The organism is Antarctobacter jejuensis, assembly GCF_052266595.1.
GTDB classification, from domain to species: domain Bacteria; phylum Pseudomonadota; class Alphaproteobacteria; order Rhodobacterales; family Rhodobacteraceae; genus Antarctobacter; species Antarctobacter jejuensis.
Genome location: NZ_JBQQXJ010000007.1, coordinates 110,526 through 132,158, shown reverse-complemented (window position 1 = coordinate 132,158; position 21,633 = coordinate 110,526). Strand labels below are relative to the sequence as shown.

At 63.5% G+C, this 21,633-nt stretch carries 23 protein-coding genes and 1 riboswitch; of the genes, 11 read left to right on the top strand and 12 right to left on the bottom strand.

Annotation, left to right across the window (positions count from 1 at the left end):
- Window positions 1-3: 3 nt before the first annotated feature.
- Window positions 4-1,110, bottom strand: a complete 1,107-nt coding sequence (gene aroC / locus ACTXGA_RS11925; RefSeq protein WP_443393903.1) for a chorismate synthase — start codon at window positions 1,108-1,110, stop codon at window positions 4-6.
- A gap of 232 nt (window positions 1,111-1,342) precedes the next feature.
- Window positions 1,343-1,454, top strand: a riboswitch (TPP riboswitch).
- A 42-nt stretch (window positions 1,455-1,496) separates the two neighbouring features.
- Here aroC and thiB point away from each other — a divergent pair.
- From thiB to ACTXGA_RS11910, 3 genes are read left to right on the top strand one after another with little or no spacing between them, the layout of a single operon-like run.
- Complete coding sequence (thiB, locus tag ACTXGA_RS11920) at window positions 1,497-2,483, top strand: thiamine ABC transporter substrate binding subunit (protein WP_443393901.1); 987 nt, start codon at window positions 1,497-1,499, stop codon at window positions 2,481-2,483.
- Window positions 2,459-3,976 (top strand): thiamine/thiamine pyrophosphate ABC transporter permease ThiP, encoded by a 1,518-nt coding sequence (locus ACTXGA_RS11915; RefSeq protein ID WP_443393900.1) that lies wholly within the window; start codon window positions 2,459-2,461, stop codon window positions 3,974-3,976. Before thiB ends, ACTXGA_RS11915 begins: the two co-directional genes overlap by 25 nt.
- Window positions 3,963-4,667, top strand: coding sequence for a thiamine ABC transporter ATP-binding protein (locus ACTXGA_RS11910; RefSeq protein WP_443393898.1), 705 nt, complete (start codon window positions 3,963-3,965; stop codon window positions 4,665-4,667). The genes ACTXGA_RS11915 and ACTXGA_RS11910 overlap by 14 nt, the downstream gene beginning before the upstream one ends.
- A 91-nt stretch (window positions 4,668-4,758) precedes the next feature.
- Here the strand turns inward: ACTXGA_RS11910 and ACTXGA_RS11905 are convergent, their stop codons facing one another.
- Genes ACTXGA_RS11905 through petA form a run of 3 tightly spaced genes read right to left on the bottom strand, consistent with a single transcriptional unit; the run spans window position 4,759 to window position 7,507 of the window.
- Window positions 4,759-5,535: a cytochrome c1 gene (locus tag ACTXGA_RS11905; RefSeq protein ID WP_443393897.1), complete on the bottom strand. Its 777-nt coding sequence runs from the start codon at window positions 5,533-5,535 to the stop codon at window positions 4,759-4,761.
- A 19-nt stretch (window positions 5,536-5,554) separates the two neighbouring features.
- The gene (gene petB, locus ACTXGA_RS11900) at window positions 5,555-6,901 is read right to left on the bottom strand and encodes a cytochrome b (protein WP_443393895.1); all 1,347 of its coding nucleotides are present in this window, start codon (window positions 6,899-6,901) and stop codon (window positions 5,555-5,557) included.
- Window positions 6,902-6,913: 12 nt separating this feature from the next.
- A complete protein-coding gene (petA, locus tag ACTXGA_RS11895) occupies window positions 6,914-7,507 on the bottom strand; it encodes a ubiquinol-cytochrome c reductase iron-sulfur subunit (protein WP_443393893.1) in 594 nt (197 codons plus the stop codon).
- Window positions 7,508-7,728: 221 nt separating this feature from the next.
- Between petA and ACTXGA_RS11890 the strand changes: the two genes are divergently transcribed.
- Window positions 7,729-8,382, top strand: a complete 654-nt coding sequence (locus ACTXGA_RS11890) for an outer membrane protein (protein WP_443393890.1) — start codon at window positions 7,729-7,731, stop codon at window positions 8,380-8,382.
- 66 nt (window positions 8,383-8,448) lie between these two features.
- On the opposite strand, the gene ACTXGA_RS11885 is transcribed toward ACTXGA_RS11890, so the two are convergent.
- The 4 genes from ACTXGA_RS11885 to ACTXGA_RS11870 all read right to left on the bottom strand — a co-directional run bounded on the left by ACTXGA_RS11885 (window position 8,449) and on the right by ACTXGA_RS11870 (window position 11,825).
- Window positions 8,449-9,054 carry a glutathione S-transferase gene (locus ACTXGA_RS11885; protein WP_443393888.1) on the bottom strand — a complete coding sequence of 202 codons (606 nt, stop codon included), beginning with the start codon at window positions 9,052-9,054 and terminating at the stop codon, window positions 8,449-8,451.
- A 146-nt stretch (window positions 9,055-9,200) separates the two neighbouring features.
- A complete protein-coding gene (locus ACTXGA_RS11880) occupies window positions 9,201-10,004 on the bottom strand; it encodes a CAP family protein (protein WP_443393886.1) in 804 nt (267 codons plus the stop codon).
- Between the two features lie 174 nt (window positions 10,005-10,178).
- Complete coding sequence (locus ACTXGA_RS11875; protein WP_443393884.1) at window positions 10,179-11,105, bottom strand: tyrosine recombinase XerC; 927 nt, start codon at window positions 11,103-11,105, stop codon at window positions 10,179-10,181.
- A gap of 21 nt (window positions 11,106-11,126) precedes the next feature.
- The gene (locus tag ACTXGA_RS11870) at window positions 11,127-11,825 is read right to left on the bottom strand and encodes a DUF484 family protein (RefSeq protein ID WP_443393882.1); all 699 of its coding nucleotides are present in this window, start codon (window positions 11,823-11,825) and stop codon (window positions 11,127-11,129) included.
- 179 nt (window positions 11,826-12,004) lie between these two features.
- Between ACTXGA_RS11870 and ACTXGA_RS11865 the strand changes: the two genes are divergently transcribed.
- Entirely contained in the window at window positions 12,005-12,322 is a 318-nt protein-coding gene (locus ACTXGA_RS11865; protein WP_443393880.1) for an antibiotic biosynthesis monooxygenase family protein, read from the top strand.
- A 40-nt stretch (window positions 12,323-12,362) separates the two neighbouring features.
- On the opposite strand, the gene ACTXGA_RS11860 is transcribed toward ACTXGA_RS11865, so the two are convergent.
- The gene (locus ACTXGA_RS11860; protein ID WP_443393878.1) at window positions 12,363-13,052 is read right to left on the bottom strand and encodes a response regulator transcription factor; all 690 of its coding nucleotides are present in this window, start codon (window positions 13,050-13,052) and stop codon (window positions 12,363-12,365) included.
- A gap of 233 nt (window positions 13,053-13,285) precedes the next feature.
- Here ACTXGA_RS11860 and ACTXGA_RS11855 point away from each other — a divergent pair, with 233 nt between their 5' ends.
- Both ACTXGA_RS11855 and ACTXGA_RS11850 read left to right on the top strand, forming a co-directional pair.
- Window positions 13,286-13,699 (top strand): universal stress protein, encoded by a 414-nt coding sequence (locus tag ACTXGA_RS11855; RefSeq protein WP_443393876.1) that lies wholly within the window; start codon window positions 13,286-13,288, stop codon window positions 13,697-13,699.
- A 31-nt stretch (window positions 13,700-13,730) separates the two neighbouring features.
- On the top strand, window positions 13,731-14,282 hold the full coding sequence (locus tag ACTXGA_RS11850; RefSeq protein ID WP_443393874.1) for a hemerythrin domain-containing protein: 552 nt from the start codon (window positions 13,731-13,733) through the stop codon (window positions 14,280-14,282).
- Window positions 14,283-14,284: 2 nt separating this feature from the next.
- Here ACTXGA_RS11850 and ACTXGA_RS11845 read toward each other — a convergent pair whose 3' ends face one another.
- On the bottom strand, window positions 14,285-15,259 hold the full coding sequence (locus ACTXGA_RS11845; protein ID WP_443393872.1) for a DMT family transporter: 975 nt from the start codon (window positions 15,257-15,259) through the stop codon (window positions 14,285-14,287).
- Between the two features lie 133 nt (window positions 15,260-15,392).
- Here ACTXGA_RS11845 and ACTXGA_RS11840 point away from each other — a divergent pair, with 133 nt between their 5' ends.
- Both ACTXGA_RS11840 and ACTXGA_RS11835 read left to right on the top strand, forming a co-directional pair.
- Window positions 15,393-16,331, top strand: a complete 939-nt coding sequence (locus tag ACTXGA_RS11840) for an ABC transporter ATP-binding protein (protein WP_443393870.1) — start codon at window positions 15,393-15,395, stop codon at window positions 16,329-16,331.
- The gene (locus ACTXGA_RS11835) at window positions 16,328-17,089 is read left to right on the top strand and encodes an ABC transporter permease (RefSeq protein ID WP_443393868.1); all 762 of its coding nucleotides are present in this window, start codon (window positions 16,328-16,330) and stop codon (window positions 17,087-17,089) included. Before ACTXGA_RS11840 ends, ACTXGA_RS11835 begins: the two co-directional genes overlap by 4 nt.
- Before the next feature lie 101 nt (window positions 17,090-17,190).
- Here the strand turns inward: ACTXGA_RS11835 and ACTXGA_RS11830 are convergent, their stop codons facing one another.
- Window positions 17,191-17,907 (bottom strand): CDP-alcohol phosphatidyltransferase family protein, encoded by a 717-nt coding sequence (locus ACTXGA_RS11830; protein ID WP_443393866.1) that lies wholly within the window; start codon window positions 17,905-17,907, stop codon window positions 17,191-17,193.
- A gap of 116 nt (window positions 17,908-18,023) precedes the next feature.
- Here ACTXGA_RS11830 and ACTXGA_RS11825 point away from each other — a divergent pair, with 116 nt between their 5' ends.
- On the top strand, window positions 18,024-19,397 hold the full coding sequence (locus ACTXGA_RS11825; RefSeq protein ID WP_443393864.1) for a trypsin-like peptidase domain-containing protein: 1,374 nt from the start codon (window positions 18,024-18,026) through the stop codon (window positions 19,395-19,397).
- A 2-nt stretch (window positions 19,398-19,399) separates the two neighbouring features.
- On the top strand, window positions 19,400-20,731 hold the full coding sequence (locus ACTXGA_RS11820) for a replication-associated recombination protein A (RefSeq protein ID WP_443393862.1): 1,332 nt from the start codon (window positions 19,400-19,402) through the stop codon (window positions 20,729-20,731).
- A 31-nt stretch (window positions 20,732-20,762) separates the two neighbouring features.
- Here ACTXGA_RS11820 and ACTXGA_RS11815 read toward each other — a convergent pair whose 3' ends face one another.
- On the bottom strand, window positions 20,763-21,566 hold the full coding sequence (locus tag ACTXGA_RS11815; protein WP_443393861.1) for an alpha/beta fold hydrolase: 804 nt from the start codon (window positions 21,564-21,566) through the stop codon (window positions 20,763-20,765).
- Window positions 21,567-21,633: the final 67 nt, after the last annotated feature.

Below are 21,633 nucleotides of genomic sequence, written 5' to 3'. Positions count from 1 at the left end.
GCGTCAGGCAGGGCTGATCTTGCCACCCGCATCGCCAATCTGACCGCGATGCAAAAGCAGATGGTCGAGTATCACACAGGCCATCATGGCCTCACCCACCGGAACGGCCCGGATGCCGACACAGGGGTCATGGCGGCCCTTGGTGACAATCTCCGTCTCTTGCCCGTCCACCGTAATGGTCTTGCGCGGCGTCAGGATGGAGGACGTCGGCTTGACCGCGAAGCGGACGACAACTTCCTGTCCCGATGAAATGCCACCCAGAATGCCACCGGCATGGTTGGAGCTGTAGACCGGCCCATCCTCGCCCATGTAAATCTCGTCGGCATTCTGCGAGCCCTTCAGGGCAGCCGCCGCCATGCCTTCGCCGATCTCGACGCCCTTGACCGCGTTGATCGACATCATCGCGGCGGCAAGGTCCGTGTCCAGCTTGGCGTAGATCGGCGCACCCAGACCCGCGGGAACGCCGCGCGCGACCACTTCGATCATCGCGCCAACGCTTTCGCCATTCTTGCGCAATCCATCAAGGTATCCGGCCCAGTCCTCTGCCGCCACCGGATCCGGGCACCAGAATGGATTCTGGTCGATCTGGGCATCGTCAAACCGGCTGCGGTCCGCCTTTCGTGGGCCCATCTGAACCATGTAGCCACGGATCTCGACCCCGGGCAGCAAATGCGCCAGCGCCGCCCTCGCCAGACCGCCTGCTGCAACTCGCGCCGCGGTTTCCCGTGCCGAAGAGCGGCCGCCGCCGCGGTAATCGCGCAGCCCGTATTTCTGGAAATAGGTTATGTCCGCGTGGCCGGGGCGGAATTTCTGCGCGATCTCGGAGTAATCCTTGGAGCGCTGATCGGTGTTTTCGATCATCAGCTGTACTGGCGTGCCGGTTGTCCGCCCTTCGAACACGCCGGACAGGATGCGCACCGCATCCGGCTCGCGCCGCTGGGTGGTGAACTTGTTCTGGCCCGGCTTGCGCATGTCCAGCCAATGCTGCAATTGCGCCTCGTCGATCGCCACCCCCGGCGGGCAACCATCGACCGTTGCCCCAAGGGCCGGCCCGTGGCTTTCACCCCAGGTGGTGACGCGGAAAAGATGTCCGTAGCTGTTCATGCTCATGGGCGCAGCCTCCCTTGCAACGGGTCGTTTCGAGGCGGGATACGCAAGGGCAGCGGCAATGCCAAGCCTATTCCAGCGCCCGATGACCGGCTTGCGCCCCAATCGCCACGGCAAACGCGAGGCAAGCAAAGGGAATTTGGGGATCGCGGATCGCCTGAGAGGTGTTTCGATGGCCCTATCAGGGCAACAATCACGGTTTCCCTTGAAGTGTTTTCGGCGCGGCGCTAGGTCTGCCAATACCTCGGGGTGGTGGCGTAACAGCCACCTGAGATTTCCGTTTGCCGGACGAACCCGTTGAACCTGAACCGGTTAGAACCGGCGGAGGGAAGGTATGGACCTTTCGAGGCCTCCAATCTTGCCCTTGCGCCGCAATTTTGGAGGACGTCATGAGAAACCTGACCTTCACTGTTGCAGCGGGATGCCTGAGCGCCAGCATGGCCTTGGCGGATGCTCCTGTGCTGACAGTCTACGCCCCCGATTATTTCGTCTCGGAATGGGGCCCCGGCCCAAAGATCGAAGAGCTGTTCGAGGCGCGTTGCGCTTGCGATCTGCAGTTCAAGCCCGGCGACCTGTTGCCCCGCCTGCTGCTGGAAGGGGACCGGACAGAGGCCGACGTGGTGATCGGCCTGAACACCGATGTCACGCAAAAGGCGCGGGCCTCGGGCCTGTTTGCGGAGCACGGCGTCGCGCTGGACGCGTTGACCCTGCCGCTGGACTGGACGGACAGCGTGTTCCTGCCGTTCAACTTTGGTCATACGGCCTTTGTTTACGACACGACCAAGGTGGAGAGTGTCCCGACCAGTTTCGACGCCCTGCTGGACGCGCCGGACGACCTGCGGCTGGTCATTCAGGATCCGCGCACCTCGATTTCCGGTCTGGCGCTCGTGCTCTGGGTGCAGGCGGTCTATGGCGAGAGCGCTGAGGCAGCCTGGGAAAAACTGGCGCCCAAGATCGTGACGGTGACCAAGGGCTGGTCGGAGAGCTATGGCCTGTTCACCGATGGTGAAGCCGACATGGTGCTCAGCTACACCACCTCGCCCGCCTATCACATCATTGCCGAGGGCGATGATACCAAGAAGGCGGCGATCTTCCCCGAGGGTCACTATTTCATGGTGGAACTGGCGGCCAAGCTGGCCGGGACAGATCAACCGGAATTGGCGGATCAGTTCATGCAGTTCATCCTGTCCGAAGATTTTCAGGGCATGATCGCAACCGGCAACTGGTCGATCCCGGCCGCGCTGCCGCAGGATCAATGGCCCGAAGGGTTCCAGAAACTCGACCTGCCGGAAAAGGTCCTGTTCTACTCCGAGGATGAGGCGGCGGACCTGCGCAACGAGGCCATCGAAGCATGGCGACGCGCGCTGTCGCGCTGATCGCGGCGCTGGCTCTGGTGTGTCTGACACTGGGGCCGGTGGGCGTGGTGCTGACCCGGGCCGGAGGCTTTGGCGCTCTTGGCCCGGGGGATTGGCAGGCGGTGCGGTTCACGCTGTGGCAGGCGCTTTTGTCGGCCTCGTTCAGCGTGGTGCTGGCGCTGCCGGTGGCCAAGGCGCTGGCGCGCAGACGGTTTGTCGGGCGCGGGCTGTTGGTGACGCTGTTGGGTGCGCCATTCATTTTGCCGGTCATCGTAGCGGTCATGGGTCTGATCGCGGTGTTTGGGCAGGCGGGACTGGTCAACGCGGTTCTTGGCGCGCTGGGGTTGCCCAAGATCGACATCTACGGGCTGCACGGGGTTGTGCTGGCGCATGTGTTTTTCAACCTTCCCTTGGCGGTCCGGATGCTGCTGTCCGCGTGGCAGGCGGTCCCGGCAGAGCATTTCCGGCTGGCAGCATCATTGGGGCTGGGCGCACGGGCGCAGTGGCGGGTGTTGGACGGCCCCTTGATTGCGCGCGTGGTGCCCGGGGCGTTTACGGTGATCTTCGTGATCTGTCTGACCAGTTTCGCCGTGGCGCTGACGCTGGGCGGGGGGCCGCGGGCCACGACCGTCGAACTGGCGATCTATCAGGCGATGCGCTTCGACTTTGACCTTGGGCGCGCGGCAGCCCTGGCGGTGCTGCAACTGGGATTGGCGCTGGCCGCCGGGCTGATTGCCCTGCGCGTGGCCGGGCAGAGCGGATTTGGCGCAGGCCGCGACCGCGAGGTGCCGCGTTGGGACGGGCAGGGCAGGATGGCGCGGGCCTGGGACGGGGCGTGGATCGGTACGGCGGGGCTGTTCCTGTTGGTGCCCCTGGCAGCGGTGGTGCTGCGAGGGGTCCCGGGACTCCTGCTGATCAAGACGGACACGCTTGTGGCAGCGGGGCATTCCTTGACGGTCGCCCTTGGCTCCACCGGGCTGTGCATGGCATGGGCCTTGCCGTTGGCGACGCGACGGGGAGAGTTGTTTGCCTTGCCCGCGATTGCGATTTCGCCGCTGGTGCTGGGCACCGGGCTGTTCCTGATCCTGCGGCCATTCGTGAACCCGTTCGACATGGCCTTGCCGGTCACGGGGCTGGTGAATGCGCTGATGGCGCTGCCATTTGCGTTGCGTATCCTGCGGCCAGAGGCAGAGGCGGTCGAGCGCGATTATGGCCGGTTGCGGGCGACCCTGCGCATGACATCCTGGGCTTGGTTGCGGCTGGTCTGGGTGCCACGTCTGCGCCGCCCGATGGGCTTTGCCGCGGGATTGACGGCGGCGCTGGCGATGGGGGATCTGGGTGTGATTGCCCTGTTTGCGGATCCTGACCGGGCGACCCTGCCCTTGCAGGTCTATCGTCTGATGGGCTCTTACCAGATGGAGGCCGCAGCGGGCGCGGCGCTATTGCTGCTGGGCCTCAGCCTTGCGCTGTTCTGGCTGTTCGATCGTGGAGGGCGGGTGAATGCTGCGACTTGAAAACGTGCGCGTGGCGATGGATGGGGGCGACCTGACAGCCGATCTGGCGCTAGCGCCGGGGCGGCGGGTGGCGGTGGTCGGCCCCTCCGGAGCGGGGAAATCTACCCTTCTGGATGCGATTGCCGGGTTCCGGCTGCCGCAGACCGGGCGCATCCTGTGGCAGGACCGCGAGATCACGCAGGCCCCGCCGGAGGCACGCCCCGTCTCTATCCTGTTTCAGGACAGCAACCTGTTCCCGCATCTGACGCTGGAGCGGAATCTGGGTCTGGCTCTGCACCCGGACGGGCGCAAACCGGATGGCGAGGCAAAGGCGCGGATCGAGGGGGCGCTGCGCCGCGTTGGGCTGGACGGGATGGAGGGCCGCAGGCCCGGCACCCTGTCCGGGGGCCAGCAGGGGCGCGCGGCGCTGGCGCGGGTCCTGTTGATGGCCCGACCTGTGATCCTGCTGGATGAGCCGTTCTCGGCGCTGGGGCCCGCGCTGAAGGCCGAGATGCTGGATCTGGTGCGCGAGGTGGGCGACAGCCTTACCGCGCTGGTGGTCATGGTTACCCATGATCCCCGGGACGCGGCGCGCTTTGCGCAGGATGTTGTGCTGGTGGCCGACGGGCAGGCGGAGGGGCCGGTCGCGGTGGATCGGTTTTTCGAAGATCCGCCACAGGCCTTTCGCGACTATATCGGCGTGGCGGGGTAAACCCCGCCCTACACAGAGCGCCCGACACGTACCGAAAACGAAAAAGCCCCGCCGAATTGGCGGGGCTTTTCTGTCTTGGTCTAAGGCGCGATCAGGCGGTCGGCTTGCGCTTAATCGGGGCCCAGATACGCTTGTTCACGAGGTAGAGCAGCACCGAGAGGACAACGAGGAAGAACACGCCGATGAAACCGGCTTCCTTGCGCTGCATCATCTTCGGTTCCGCCGTCCACATCAGGAAGGCAGCAAGGTCCTGCGCCTCGTGGTGCAGCGAGTTGTCGTGACCATCGTCAAAATCGACATCTTCGCCCAGAAGCGGCGGCGCCATCGAAATCCAGCCGCCGGGGAAGGCGTGGTTTTCGTACAGGATGGAGCCTGCTTCTTCCTTTTCCTCACCGGTGTAGCCGGTGAGCAGCGACGCGATGTATTCGGCGCCACCGATGCCCTTGAAGAACTGGTTTATCCCCAGTCCGTAGGGGCCGTGGAAACCGGCGCGTGCCTTGGCCATCATCGACAGGTCAGGTGCACCGACGGCGGTGTTTTCCGGAAAGTGATCGGTCGGCTTGGCCGGGCGGAAATCTTCGAGCTCGTCGTCGTAGACTTCCATCGTTTCGGCGTAGGCGATGACCTGCTCCTCGGAGTAGCCGAGGGCTTCCAGATCACGGATCGGGACGTACTTCAGCCCGTGGCAGGCAGAGCAGACCTCGGTGTAGATCTTCAGTCCGCGCTGCAACTGGTTCTGGTCCCAGGTGCCGAATGGGCCCTCGAAGGAGAACTGAAAGTCCTCCACGTGGGCCTCGCCGCCGGCGGCATGTGCGCCGCCGGCCAGACCGAAGGCCACAAGGGCCGCGAGGGTGAGTTTCTTGAACATCTCTTACGGTCCTTCTGTCTTATTCCGCCGGGGTCGGGGCGGCTGCGCCCTTCGCCTCATCCTTCGGCGGGTAATGCGCGTCGAAGTCGGCTTCGATGGTTTCGGGCTGCGGCAGCGGCTTTTCGATCACACCCAGCAGCGGCAGGATGATCAGGAAGTACGCGAACCAGTAGGCCGAAGCGATCAACGAGAAGCTGGCGTAGGGCTCTTCTGCGGGCATTGCGCCCAGCCACATCAGCGCGAAGAAGTCGATCACCAGCAGCCAGAACCACCACTTGAACTGCGGACGGTACTTGCCCGAACGCACCGAGGAGGTGTCCAGCCACGGTGCCAGCGCCATCACGATGATGGCCCCGAACATCGCCAGCACGCCAAAGAACTTGGCGTCGATGATGCCGCCGGTCACGAAGGACGCAAGCTGCACCAGCCAGACGTCAGAGGTGAAGGCACGCAGGATCGCGTAGAACGGCAGGAAATACCATTCCGGCACGATGTGCGCAGGCGTCGCCAGCGGGTTGGCTTCGATGTAGTTGTCCGGGTGGCCAAGGTAGTTCGGCATAAAGCCGACGATCGCGAAGAAGACCGCGAGGATCACCGCAAGGGCGAAGAGGTCCTTGATCACGTAGTAGGGCCAGAACGGAACGGTGTCCTTCTCTGCTTCGGCCTTCGAGGTGCGGCGCACTTCGACACCGGTCGGGTTGTTGTTGCCCGTGGTGTGGAAGGCCCAGATGTGCACAGCCACGAGAGCGGCGATCACGAAGGGCAGCAGGTAGTGCAGCGAGAAGAAGCGGTTCAGCGTGGCGTTGTCCACCGCCGGTCCGCCCAGCAGCCATGTCTGGATCGGCTCGCCGATCAGCGGGATGGCACCAAACAGGCCGGTGATCACGGTCGCGCCCCAGAAGGACATCTGACCCCAGGGCAGAACGTAGCCCATGAAGGCGGTGCCCATCATGCACAGGTAGATCAGCATGCCGATGATCCACGTCACCTCACGCGGGGCCTTGTACGAGCCGTAGTAGAGACCGCGGAAGATATGCGCGTAGACCGCGACAAAGAACAGCGAAGCGCCGTTCATGTGCAGGTAGCGGATAAAGTGGCCGCCGTTCACGTTGCGCATGATGTGTTCGATCGAGGCAAAGGCCAGATCGACATGCGGCGTGTAGTGCATCACCAGTACGATGCCGGTGGCGATCTGCAGCACAAGGCAGAATGTCAGGATGATGCCCCAGATCCACATCCAGTTCAGGTTCTTGGGGGTGGGGATCATGATGGTGTCGTACAGGAGCCCGACGATCGGCAGACGAGAGTGAAGCCACTTCTCGGCGCCGGTCTTCGGCTCATAATGGTCGTGCGGGATTCCAGCCATGTCTTGTGCTCCTTAACCCAGCAGGATGGTGCTGTCGTCGACCCATTCGGCGGGCGGGACAGGCAGGTTTTCGGGGGCGGGGCCTTTGCGGATGCGGCCCGCCAGATCGTAGTGCGAACCGTGGCAGGGGCAGAACCAGCCGCCAAATTCACCGGCATCGCCCAGCGGCACACAGCCGAGGTGCGTGCAGACGCCCATCTGGACCAGCCACGCCTGCGGCGCTTCGCCTTCCGGCGACGGCATGGTGCGGTTGGCGTCGGTTGCCGGGGCGTTCGGATCGGAAAGGTTGGCGTTGCGCGCGTTGCCGTCGACAACGCTCTGCCCGGCCTCAAAGGCCTCATCCTGTTCCTTGGCTTCCTGAATCTCGGCCCCGGTACGGTGACGGATGAAGACAGGCTTGCCCAGCCATTTGACGGTCAGCTGCGTACCGGGCTGGACGCCCGAAACATCGACACGAATGGTCGACAATGCACGAACGTCTGCGGAAGGATTCATCTGGTTGACCATCGGCCAGACAGCAGCACCGGTCGTAACGACCCCGGCGCCGGCTGCGGCATAGTAGAGGAAATCCCTTCTGGTGCCTTCGTGGTCTTCTGCGTGGGACACGAGGTTGCTCCATTTCTGTGGGGCCGTCGGCCCGCGGTAAAACCCATGGTTCCGGAATCCGGACGGATTCCAGACCCCGCTCAGCCTTGCTAATTAGCGAGGTGCCCCTATGGGGTAAAGGATGCAAAAGCCTCGCAGTATGCGCTCGCGCGAATCTGTCGCGGTTGAATCCGGGGTAGGCGAGTGCTTATGTCCGCATCTAGGTGAATGGAGCGAGCCCGATGAAGCGGTTGATTCTATCTGCAGGCGTGATTGCGGCACTGGCGGCCCCGGCCGCTGCGGAAACCGAATTGTCCTTTTATCTGGGTTGGCAGACCCTTCCCCATAGCCGAATCTCGGGCGATCTGCCCGGCGGTGGCGGCAGCTATGATGAGCTTGTCGGCTGGGAGGGCAAGCCCTTCACGATGCCGCCCTACTATGGCGCGCGCGCGACGTGGTGGCGCACTGACAATCTTGGCTTCGGTCTCGAATACACCCATACCAAGGCCTATGCCGACGATTCCGCCAAGTCCGCGCTGGGCTTTTCGCGGCTGGAATTCACGGACGGCCATAACGTTGTGACCGCCAACGTGATGAAGCGTTGGCCGGACCAGTGGGGGCAGTTCACGCCCTATGTCGGTGCCGGTCTGGGTGTTGCGGTTCCGCATGTGGATGCACAGCACAGCAGCGGGTCGCGGACTTACGGATTTCAGGTGACCGGCCCGGCGGCGCGTTTGATGGCAGGCGCCAGCTATCCGATCAATGACCGCTTTTCGGTGTTTGGTGAGTATCAGTTCACCTATTCCAAGAACGAAGGCACCTTTGACGACGGCGGCACCTTCAAGACGGATATCAAGACCAACGCGCTGAACGTCGGTCTGTCGTTGAACTTCTGACCGTGGCGGCGGGGTGAGCCCGCCAAACAGTCTGCTCGGGGCGGCATCTGGCCGCCCTTTTTCATGTCAGCCTGTCGGTGTAGTGGCGATCATCGACGGCCGCTCCGCAAATTGGGCGTACCAGTCGGCAAGGGATTCGCGGCCGGTGCGCCAGGATCGCGCCTCGTGCCGGAAATCGAGGTAGCCCAGTGCACAGCCCACAGCGATATGGCCCATGTCCGTGCGCCCGTGCAGATGGCTCATCCAGCGGGTGCTGAGCGCATCCAGCGCGCGCGAAACCTTGGCCCATTGGCCTTCGATCCATTCCATCGAGACCTTTTCAGCCGGGCGAAAGCGTTCTTCGTAGATGATCAGGACCGCGGCCTCCATGATGCCGTCCCCCGTCGCCTCCAGCGTCAGCGTGTCCCACAGGCGATTCTCCGGATAAAGTCCGGCTTTGGCGCGGTCATCCAGAAAGCGGCAGATCACCCGGCTGTCATACAGCGTTGGCCCGTCGTTGCGCATCAGCGCCGGGATTTTGCCCATGGGATTGGCGGCGATCAGCTTTGGATCCGGCGCCATGGGTGATGCGGTGACATCGACCTGTTCGACATCGTCGACCTGCCCGGTTTCGTGCAGGGTCACCAGAACCTTGCGGACAAAGGGCGATGGCCCGGCCTTGAGAAGTTGCATGTCCAACGCTTTCCTGTCTGATCCCGTTCTGCCGCCAATCCGGCAACAGTCGGCCGGGCAAGTCAAGCCATGGAAAAAGTCGGGCGCGCATCAGGCGCACCCGACCGGGTCAGCCCCTGCTGCCCGCGGCGGTCAGTCAGAGGGCGTCAGTTGCACCGGATGCCCGCGGGTTTTTGCAGGTACTGATGCGCGACGTTCTGGTCGAACGCGCCTGCCATGTTGCCGGGCTGGCTGTAATGGCAGACCGAAACCTGCTGCTGGCCACAGCTGGCCTGTGCGCATCCAAGCTGCGTTGTCGATCTCCAGATTACCTGCGTGTAATGGCCGGTCTCATAGGTGAAGCCCATACCCGGCTGGTACTGACCGATTTCACACCAGTACCATCCATCAACCGAATCCTTTGCCGCGTTCAGAGCGCCACCGCTGCTCCAGCCGCCCCAGAGGTTCTCACCGGCCTGATACTTGCCGCGCGGGCTGTGTTGCAGGTTGCAGCCCTGACTTTGCAGCACCTGTGCCCATTCTTGCGCGCTGGCCTGCAACTGCGCCGACCAGCTTAGCGCTGGCGCACCGTGGTTGGCGCGCACCGTGTTATGCGCCTGCAGGATCTGCGAGTTGAAATCGCCGCCGCCACCTCCGCCGGAGTAGGCGGGCGGGGTGATGGTGCCGGGGTCGACATAGCCGGGGTCGGCTGTCGTGTTGTCGGTGTAGCCGGGATCAGAATACCCCGGATCGGTGTATCCGGCCTGGTTCGCATCGCAATAACACCACGAGGTATAGGAGCCGGAGCCGTCATCCTCCCAGTAACCGGCATAGCTCATGTTGGAGGCCGAACAAACGCTGGGACAGGCTTCTTGGGCCGTGGCGTCGTCCCAGATTTGCCATCCGGCACCGTGTACCCATTCCTCTGCCTGAACGGATTCGGCAAGCGTCAGGCCGCCTGCAAAAGCCACGGCGAAACCTGCCGTACGAAGAAACGATTGAATTTTGTGCATAAACTGATTGGGCATCTGCATTTCCTTTTCAAAAGGTCGTCTCGACGGACGTGCCGCGTGAAAAGGATGGCTGAAAATGCCATTTTTTTCAACTTTCGTGACAAATTCGCAATATTGTTGCGCGGTTGGAAATTATCCCGCTTTGGGGTGCGACGCCTCGTAGACCTTCATCAAATGCACCTCGTCCACGGCCGTATAGGCCTGCGTCGTGGACAGCGAGGCATGGCCCAGCAGTTCCTGAATCGCGCGCAGATCGCCCCCGGCGGACAGCAGATGCGTGGCGAAGCTGTGCCGCATGGCATGGGGCGTGGCCGTGGCAGGCAGACCCAACTGCATCCGCGCCCTTTCGGTGGCCTTGGCCACCAATCTGGGGTTCAGCGCCCCGCCCCGTGCGCCACGGAACAAGGCCTGATCCGGCTCGACCGGATGCGGACATAACCGCAGGTAGGTTTCCACGGCCGAGCGGGCGACCGGAAGGACCGGCACGATCCGTTCCTTTCCGCCCTTTCCAAGGATGCGCAGTGAGGATCCCAGAGGCAGGTCCCGTCCCTTCAGGCCAAGCGCCTCTGAAATCCGCAGGCCACAGCCATAGAGCAACGTGACAACGGCGGCATCCCGCGCCCCTTGCCAGCCGTCCCGGGATTGCAGTTCCACGGTCTCGATCATTGCCTTGGCGGCATCTTCGGACAGGGGGCGCGGCAGTTTCTTCTGGAACTTGGGGGCGCGGGCCGACAGCACGGCGGTGGGTTCGATCCCCTCGCGCTGTGCCAGCCAGCGGTAGAAACTCTTGACTGCAGACAGCTTGCGCGCGACCGAACGCGCGCCAATCTGCTGCCGCCGCAAATGCGCCATCCATGACCGCATGTCGGTGGTCGTGACCCGCATCAACGGTGCAAGGCCCTGCGGTTCGGCGTGATGCGCGGTCAGGAAGGCGATGAAATCCAGCACGTCGCCACGATAGGCGGTCAGCGTATTCTCGGACGCACCGTCCAGCGCCTTGCAGGACTCCAGCCAATTTGCCAGTGCGTCACGCGATGCAGGGGAAATCTCCAGCGACATGCGCGGCCTCCCCGGCGTGCCTCAGGCCAGCCACCTGCGCATGGCACGTTCGAAAACGCCGCCGAAAAAGGCCAACAGATCGGTGCCCTGCTGCGGGGTGAACTGATGCGGATCCTCTGCGCCCATGACCAACAGGCCGGGCAGACGACCGGGGCCGAAATCCAGTCGCAGGCAGGCCTCCGACCGGATGTAGTCCGCCCGCGCGCCAAAGATCGAGGCACTGCCGGCCTGAACCTGGCGCAATGTCACCGGGCGTTCGTTGCCTTCGCCGATATAGGCCTCGACAAAGCCGGGTTCCGCCACCGACAGCACATCGCCCAGCCGGTGCACGACCGGATCATCCTCTTCCTGCGCGGTTTCAAGCACCAGACGGATCGCGTCGATCCGAAGGATCTGCGCCACCTCGCCACCAAGATCATGCAGGAAGGTCTCGAATTCCACCGGGTCCAGCATCCGCAGGACCGCGCGGTGAATCTGGTTTGTTCCGGCAAGGTTTTCATAGGCAGCAGCGATGACGCTGCGATGGGTGTCCTCCAGCCGGTCCAGCCGGGATTCCAGACGCTCCATCGCGATGCCGCGCAGGTCGATGATATTGCCGCCCATGGCGCGTTCGTTTGCCGCGATCAGCGCCTGCATCAGGTCCTTGTCGTCCAGAATCATGTCCGGACGCGAGATGATGGAGTCGCGGAGCGCCTCCTCGATTCGTTGAGTGCTGCTCATCGGCCTTGGTCCTGCTCTGCTGCGCTTTTGCGCCTATTCTTTGCCTCTTGAGGCTGTGTGGCCTTCCGCCCCCTGCGCTGTCAAGGAATTCCGCCGGAAGGCGGGCAAGCTGCAAGCCAATCGCGGGGGTTTGGCAACGCTATAATCCGTGCCAAAGTGATCCCAGCAGGAGGATTCACATGCCAAAGATTTCCGTCGATGCGCAGGCGCAGACCGTCATCACCACCTTTGAAACCACGCCCGGCCAATGTCAGGATTTGCTGGACGCGCTGAACGATGCCTATGCGGCTTTCATCTCGAAACAGCCGGGGTTCATCGCTGCCGGGCTGCACGTCAATGATGCCCAGACCCGGATCGCGAACTATTCCCAGTGGGAAAAGCGCGAGGATTTCCTTGCGATGCTGCGCTCACCCGAAATGCGAGAGAGGAACCGCAATCTCAGCGGATTGTGCCGCAGTTTCGAGCCGGTGCTGTACGAGGTGGCGGCGACCTTCTGAACCGGGCATTGCGGCCCGCGCAGGAGGCAGGCAGCGATGGTCAGGCTGCAATGGCATCGTCCTGTCCGGCGGCGGAGAACCGATAACCCGCGCCGCGCACTGTTTCGATGTCCACCGAGCCCTCGCTGGCCTGAAGGCAGGCGCGCAGATTGCAGACATAGACATCAAAGACCCGTGCATCCGGTTCGTCCTCCAGCCCGTAGATGTGGCTCAGCAGCGCCGGTCGGCTGACCAATCGCCGGGGCCGAAGCGCCATGTATTCGAGCATTTCGTAAACCTTGGGACTCAGCTTGATCGGGCAGTCGCTGAGATAGGCCTTTCGGCGATGCAGATCGATGCGCAGGGGGCCATAGCCCAACCACGGCTGCGCCACACCATGCGCCCGCCGCGCTATCGCGGCGAGGTAAATCACCGCTTCTTCGGGCGGAGTTTCGTCGTGCAGGACGGTATCCGCCCCGGCCTCCAGCCATCTGGCTATCTGTGCGTGGGTAGGGTCCTTGGCGATCAGGGCGATCGGCATGTTGGGTTGGGCGCGCCGCAGCCGGGCCAGCGACAGGCCATCGACCTCAAGCAGTTGCGCGTCAAGGATCAAGAGGTCCGCTGGCGCCATGTGAAGGAAATGCGCGATGTCCTCGGGGCGGTCGGTGCGCGTCAGCAGAAGCCCGGCCTTGGCCAGTTCCTTGGCGAGGGTCATCAGGGTCCAATTGGTTTCGACGATCAGGTAACGCACGACGCATTCTCCTTGCAGTCGGCCCGGCGCGAGCGGCGCAGGGCGATCGGGATTCCGCCGACCCGTTCTGAAAACGGCTGGAGATCATGCAGCAGTGCGTTCTGTCACCGACCCTTGGTTTATTAGGGGATCGTGGCGCGATTGTGGCTGCATGGTGGCGCGACCGGGCATGACCTGTATCAAGGCAAGGCTGTCTGCCCTGCGCGATGCTGTCATGATCAGGAGGAGACCCGATGTACAAGAACATACTGATCCCCGTCGCTTTCGAAGAAGGCAGCGCAGCCAAGGCGCGCGCGGCAACCGATGTGGCCCAAAAGCTCTCCGAAGAGGGGGCCGCGATCACCTTTCTGCACGTGATGGAAGAGGTACCGGGATATGTGTCCAGCTATCTGCCGGCGGATTACACTGCGCAGGCGCGCAAGTCTGTCGAAAACGAGCTTGCCGCGATGGCAGCGGACGTTCCGGGTGCGCGCTCCATTGTCGTGTCCGGCCATTCCGGTCGTACCATTCTGGACTGGGCCGCCGACAACGGTGCGGACCTGATCGTCATATCCTCGCACCGGCCGGGCATGCAGGACCTGCTGCTGGGTTCCACCGCGGCCAAGGTTGTGCGCCACGCGCAATGTGCTGTGCACGTGATGCGTTGACTTTGGTACGGGGTGCGCCACCCTGCGCCCCATGAACAACGATCTTGACCTGACACGGCGCACGGCGCTGCCCGACGCGCTGTATGCCCTGCGCAATGACTTCCCCCGCGAAGGATGGGAGGGGCACACGAACTTCGGCGATCTGGTGGCGTTCTGGATGGAACGCCACATGATGTTCCGCCGGATCTGCGAAACGCTGCGCGAGGATGCCGAGGCGGTCATCGATGGGCAGCTTGACCCACAGCGGATGCAGGGGCGGCTCTCGCGCTATGGCTCGATGCTGTTGCAGCAGTTGCACGGGCACCATCAGATCGAGGATCACCATTATTTTCCGCAATTGATCAACCGTGAGCGCAGCCTGTCACGCGGGTTCGAGATCCTCGATCGTGATCACCATGCCATGGACGGTTTGCTGCATCGCTTTGCTACGTCGGCGAACGGCGTCCTGCAGCAGCAGTCAGAGGTTGGCGCGTTCCGGGACGAGGTTGCCGCTTTCGAGGGCCTGCTCTTGCGCCACCTCGAGGACGAAGAGGATCTGGTGGTGCCGATCCTGCTGAAACACGGCAGCGACGGCTTCGGTTGAGCCTACCGACGTCCCCACCGCGTGCGGCGGCCGGGCAGGGGACGCGCGCGGGCCTGTTCGCGCAGGAATACGAAGATGCCCGCGCCGATGATCAAGATACACCCCGCCCAGGTGGCGGCCACCGGCCAGTCGCCGAAGATCATCCAACCCCAGAGGATGGCCATCGGCAGCCCGATGTATTCAAACGGCGCGATGGTGGCGGCATTTGCCATCCGGTAGGCCGCGCTGAGGCAGTAGCCGACCGCGCCCGAGCAGATGCCAAGCCCGATGAACACGGGCCAGTCGCCCGGCGCGGGCCATGTCCAGGCGCGCAGAAGAAAAATGAGGCTTTCGTTCTCGACACCCTCGGCGAACCGACCGTCACCGGCGACAAGGTAAAACCCTGCCGAGACCAACAGAAACGTCCCCTGAATATAGACCGCCATGGCTGAGGCCCGCGTCGTCACGCCCAGCCGCCGGGTCAGCACCTGCATCAGCGCATAAAGCGCCGCGGCGATGACCGGCAGCAGCAACACGGCGCGAGAGACCTCAAGGTTGGTCTTCCAAGGCTCCTGCATGACGACCACGCCAACGAAACCCACGACGACGGCGCCGATGCGAAGCGGGCCGACCTTTTCCCCCAGCAGGGGAATGGACAGCACCGTGATGAAGAGCGGCGCGACAAAGAACAGGGCCGTGGCCTGCGCCAGCGGCAGCACCGCCACCGCCGCATAAAAGGTCATGTTGGCCAGCACGACGAGCAATCCGCGAAACAGGTGAATCCCCGGTGTCCGGGTGCGCAGGATGCTGAACCCGCCCTCTGCCATGACAAAGGCAAGCGTGAACAGCAGCCCGATGGCGGAGCGCGTGAACACCATCTGGTGCAGCGGATAGCCACCCGACAGCACCTTGATCAGCAGGTCGTTCACAGAGATTGCCAGAGTGCCGATACAAATAAAGAGAATGCCCAGACCGGGCCGGTTCAATGCGTCCGTCATGTCCCGGCCTTAGGCTGTCCGGGCGCCGGGGGCCAGTCTGTTTGCGACATGCATGGTGTCTATGCATTTCTGCGGAATTGCACATCCCGCTTTAGCCATTAGGTTCCGGCCACGCGAACAAGGAGGGCATCCCATGCCCATGGTGGAAATCCGCAATGTGCGGAAGGCTTACGAGTCCGGTTTCGAGGCGCTGAAAGGTGTCTCGCTTGAGATTCAGGAGGGTGAGATCCTTGCCCTGCTCGGCCCGAACGGGGCGGGCAAGACAACGTTGATCACCGCGATCTGCGGGATCACGAAGATCACCGGCGGCACGATCCACGTCGGCGGGCATGACGTGGTTACGGGTTACCGGGCTGCGCGCAGCCTGATCGGTCTGGTGCCGCAGGAAATCACCCTTGAACCCTTTTCCAAGGTCATTGACGCGCTGCGGTTCTCACGTGGGTTGTTCGGCAAAAAGCCGAACGAGGCGCTGATCGAAAACACCCTGCGCAGGCTGTCGCTTTGGGACAAACGCGATGCGAGGGTGATGGAGCTGTCCGGCGGGATGAAACGCCGGGTGTTGATCGGCAAGGCGCTGGCGCATGAGCCGCGCGTTCTGTTCCTTGATGAGCCGACCGCCGGGGTCGACGTGGAACTGCGCCGCGACATGTGGGAAACGGTGCGTGAACTGCAGCGCGACGGCGTCACCATCATCCTGACCACCCATTACATCGAAGAGGCCGAGGCAATGGCCGACCGGGTGGGCGTCATCAACAAGGGTGAGATCCTGCTGGTCGAGGACAAGGCCAGCCTGATGTCCCGCATGGGTCAGAAGGAGCTGACCGTCGAATTGAGCGAGCCGATCGAGACCATCCCACCGTCGCTCACCGGCTACGGTCTGCGGCGGTCCGACGACGGGCTGACGCTGACCTATCGCTACGACACCCAGGCAGAGCGCACGGGCATCGGGCGGCTGATGGGCCTCTTGGCCGAAGCGGGCTGCAAGGTGCGGGACGTGCACACGGCGCAGAACTCGCTTGAGGACATTTTTGTCGGCTTGGTCGCCGAACAGGAAAAGGAGGCGGCGGAATGAACGCTCAGGCGGTCTGGTCGATCTACCGGTTCGAGATGATGCGGTTCTTCCGCACCATCCTGCAGAGCTTTGTCTCGCCGGTGATCTCGACCTCTCTTTACTTCGTGGTCTTCGGCGCGGCCATCGGGTCGCGCATAGATCAGGTCGAAGGGGTCAGTTATGGCTCTTTCATCGTGCCGGGACTGATCATGCTGTCGGTGATGACACAGGGCATTTCGAACGCATCCTTCGCGATCTATTTCCCCAAGTTCAGCGGCACCATCTACGAGCTTCTCTCGGCCCCGGTGAATTTCCTTGAGATCGTGCTGGGCTATGTGGGCGCGGCGGCGACGAAGGCGCTGTTCATCGGGGTGGTGATCCTGGGGACGGCGTCGCTGTTCGTGGACCTGGAAATCCAGCACCCGGCGGCGATGGCGGCCTTTCTGATCCTGACCTGCATCAGCTTTTCCCTGATGGGATTCATCATCGGGATCTGGGCCAAGAGCTTTGAGCAGTTGCAACTGGTGCCTCTGTTGATCGTGACGCCGCTGGTTTTCCTTGGCGGGTCATTCTACTCGATCTCGATGCTGCCCCCCGCGTGGCAGACGGTGGCGCTGTTCAACCCGGTGGTCTACCTCGTCTCCGGTTTCCGGTGGAGTTTCTTTGGGCTGGCGGACGTGCCTGTGGGACTGAGCCTGATGGCCATCGCCGGGTTCACGGCGCTGTGCATGGTGGTGATCTGGTGGATCTTCAGGACCGGCTGGCGGCTGCGCTCCTGATGGGGTGTCCACGCGTGGACACGACTGCGCCTCTGTAAGATCAATGGCTTACAGAGGCGTTTTTACCTCTTGTTAGGATACGGCCCCTCACAAGACCCGTGTCAGGCGGTCTTGCGTTCCGGGATGATCTGCTGCGCGATGCCCGCAAAGAGCAGGTAGAGCGAGGTGCCCAAAAGCCCCCAATGCGCCCAGCTTTGCGGGTGGAAATCGACCCATGCCGCCCATCCGGCAAAGACCGTCCAAGCCAGCGCAACCGGCAGGGACACCACGCGCCAGCGGCGGGTGCGCACCGGGTGAATGAACTTCAGCGGCAGGAACATGGCCAACGCCAGAGCGGCGACAAGGGTCAGGATCACCCAGAAATCCGGTTTGACCGCAAACAGAACCAGAACCAGCATGTTCCAGCAGCCGGGAAAGCCGCAGAACGAATTGTCCGAGGTTTTCATGCGGTTGTCGGCAAAATACATCGCGCTGGCAAAGGTGATCAGGATGATCGCGGCCCATCCCGTCCATCCCGGCAGCAACCCGGCCTGAAACAGCGCGAAGGCCGGGATGAAGACATAGGTCAGGTAGTCGATGATCAGGTCCAGCAGCACGCCGTCAAAGCGGGGGGCAAAGGTCTTGACGTCGTATTTGCGCGCCAGCGGGCCGTCGATGCCGTCCACGGCAAAGGCCACCACCAACCACAGGAACATCAGCGACCATTTTTCCTGTACCGCCGCCAGCATCGCCAGCATGGCAAAGACCGCGCCGGTCGCGGTCAGTAAATGCACCGAAAGCGCTCGGGTCTCTGGTTTCGGTTTGATCGCGCGGTTCATGCACCCGTCATGGCGCAAATGCGGGCCAGTTGCAATTCCCGCGCAAGAGGTCGGAACTTGCAACGCGGCGGTGGCGAGGACATATCCTAAGGGTTCAAATCAGGATGGAGCTTTTCATGCTGCGTACCTTTCTTTGCCTAATTTTGCTGGCCGCGCCCGTCGCAGCGGATGAGCCACGCGTACCGGCCAGTCAGGCCGAGATCAGCCTGAGCTTTGCGCCTCTCGTCAAAGAGGCCGCGCCGGCGGTGGTCAACATCTACGCCAAGAGGATCGTGCGGGACCAAAGCCCCTTTGCCTCTGACCCGTTTTTCAACAACTTCTTCCGCGAATTCCAGTCGCGCCCGCGGGTGCAGAACTCTCTCGGTTCTGGTGTGATCCTGTCCTCCGACGGGATCGTGGTGTCCAACAATCACGTGGTCGGGCAGGCGACGGAAATCCGCGTGGTGTTGAACGACCGCCGCGAATTCGGGGCTGAGGTGTTGCTGGCCGATGAGGAGGCGGATCTTGCCATTCTCAAGCTGAAGGGGGCCGAGGACATGCCCTACCTGCAGCTGCGCGACAGCGATACCGTCGAAGTGGGCGAGCTGGTGCTGGCCATCGGCAACCCCTTTGGTGTGGGGCAGACCGTGTCCTCCGGTATCGTGTCGGGACTTGCGCGGTCGGGCACGGCGACGGGGAATGCACGCGGCTATTTCATCCAGACGGACGCGCCGATCAACCCGGGCAATTCGGGCGGCGCGCTGATCGACATCTCTGGGCAGTTGATCGGGGTCAACACCTCTATCCTGACCCGGTCGGGCGGGTCGAACGGCATCGGCTTTGCCATTCCTTCGGGGCTGGTGTCGCAATTCGTGGAACAGGCGCAGAACGGCAAGGCGCGGTTCGAACGGCCTTGGGCGGGCATCATCGGTCAGCCGGTGGATGCGGAACTGTCCGAAAGCCTTGGTCTGGTTATCCCGGGCGGCGTGGTGATCGCGCAACTGCACCCAAGCAGCCCCTTTGCCAAGGCGGGGCTGAAGGTGGGCGATGTGGTGATCGAGGTGGACCGCCAGCCAGTGAACACGCCCGCGGAGATGATCTTTCGCATGTCGATCCGGGGCATCGGCCGCGCGGCAGAGGTGATCTATGTCCGTGACGGGGCCGAACAGATCGCCACCGTGGCGATGATCTCTCCGCCCGACGATCCGCCCAGCAACGCGGTCAGCCTTGGCGAGTTTACCGTGCTGCCGGGGCTTCAGGTGGGGCGTGCCAATCCGCGTGTCGTGGCGCAACTGGGTCTGCCGATCGATGCGGACGGCGTTGTGGTGCTGGATCCCGGTCCCTTTGGCGCGCAGGTCGGGCTGGCCGCCGGTGACAGGTTGCTGGGCATCAATGGCCGCCGGATCGACGCGCCGGGGGATGTGCAAAAGCTGTTGCGGCGCCCCGGCCCGCTGGTCCAGATCGAACTGCTGCGCGGGCAGCGGCGCATTGCCCTGCGGTTCCGGGCCTGAGCGTGGCGGATCTTTTCGACCGTAACGACGCGGCTTTGCCTGCGGGGGAGGCCCCCGCCAAGGGCGCGCCGCGCCCCCTGGCCGACCGGCTGCGCCCTGCGCGTCTGGACGAGGTGATCGGCCAGCGGCAGGTCCTTGGGCCGGAGGCGCCGCTGACCGTGATGCTGGAGGCGGGGTCACTGGGCTCTATCGTGTTCTGGGGGCCGCCGGGGGTGGGCAAGACCACCATCGCGCGGCTTTTGGCGGATGCGACGGACCTGCACTTCGTCCAGATCAGCGCGATCTTTTCCGGTGTGCCGGAACTGCGCAAGGTGTTCGAGGCGGCCAAGATGCGCCGCAAGGCCGGGCAGGGCACGCTGCTGTTCGTCGACGAGATCCACCGTTTCAACAAGGCGCAGCAGGACGGGTTTCTGCCGCATATGGAGGACGGGACGATCCTGCTGGTGGGGGCGACCACGGAAAACCCCTCGTTCGAGCTGAACGCCGCCCTTCTGAGCCGGGCGCAGGTTCTGGTGCTGGAACGGCTGGGGGCCGAGGATCTGGAATTGTTGGTGCAGCGCGCCGAGACCGTTCTGGACCGCCCCGTGCCTTTGGATGAGGGCGCGCGGGCCGCGCTGCTGGACATGGCCGATGGCGATGGCAGGGCGCTCTTGAACCTTGTGGAACAGGTGATGTCATGGCGGCTGGACAAGCCGCTGACCACCGAGGGGCTGAAAGCGCGGCTGATGAAGCGCGCCGCCGTCTACGACAAATCCGGCGACGGGCATTACAATCTGATCTCTGCCTTGCACAAATCGGTGCGCGGCTCTGATCCCGACGCGGCGCTCTATTGGTACGCGCGGATGCTGGAGGCGGGCGAAGACCCGCGCTACCTTGCGCGCCGGATCACCCGAATGGCGGTCGAGGATATCGGGCTGGCCGATCCGCAGGCGCAGGCGGTTTGTCTGGACAGTTGGAACACCTACGAACGGCTGGGCAGCCCGGAAGGTGAATTGGCCATCGCGCAGGCGCTGGTCTACATCGCGCTGGCGCCGAAATCGAACGCGGCCTACGCGGCCTACAAGGCCGCGCGCCGCTCCGCGAAACAGACCGGCAGCCTGATGCCGCCCAAACATATCCTGAACGCGCCCACCGGGCTGATGAAGGATCAGGGCTATGGCGCGGGCTATGCCTATGACCACGACGCCGAAGACGGCTTTTCCGGGCAGGACTATTTCCCGGAAAGCATGGAGCGCCCTGCATTCTACGAGCCGGTTGAACGCGGGTTCGAGCGGGATCTGCGCAAGCGGGTCGATTACTTCGCGCGTTTGCGCAAGCAACGCGGACAAGGCTGAGCGGCGTTTTTTCCGGGCGCACAGCTCCCGGTCAGGCGCTGTGCCATCCGTGATCCAGCCGCGCCAGCCAGTCGCGCAGCAGGGCCTGCAACAGCGCCGGGCGTTCAAAGGCCAGCCCGTGACCGGCGGCGTCCAGCACCGACAGGGTGGCGCGGGGGAACTGGTCGATCAGGTCGATGGCGTCACGATAACCTGACATGCTGTCCTGCCGTCCGGCCACGATAAGGCTTGGCCCGTCAAAGACTGGTGCCTCGCCGCGCTGGTGAAAGCTGAAATCGAAGGCCTGCATGACCCTCTTTTCCTGCGCCTCGTCCCACAGGGCGCGCGCGGGACCGGCGGTGCGGCGGGCCTTTTCGAGGATGTCGCGCCGTTGGACCACCATGAAATTCTCGAATCGCCAGACGTCTTCCTCTGCCAGTTCGGCCCGCATCGAGGGGTCTGGTTCGATCACCTGGTGGGGCGGCAGGCGGGACGGATCGCTGGACGGGCTGCCGCCGGGCAGCAACAGCGCGGTGCCCTTGATCCAGTCGGGGCGCAGATGGACCATGCCGCGCGCGATATAGCTGCCGCGAGACAATCCGATCAGGCCAAAGGGAGTGTCGGGCAGGCGCTGGGCGGCGAAATCCATTACGGCGGCCAGCAGGTCGTCCTGACTGCGAATTGTGTCGCGCGCCGGGCTTTGGCCATAGCCGGGCATGTCGGGATAGATCCGTTGCCAGCCGTCCAGACCGTCAAAAACCGGCTCGATCGCCTCCATCATGTAGCGATGGTCCAGCGGGGTGCCATGCAGGATCAGCAGCGGCTTGCCCTGACCGACGGTGACGTGATGCAGCATGGAGCGTTCCCTTGGGTTTGCCCGGTCGGCATTGCGCCAAAGCCGTGGCGCGGCGGACCGTCGTTTC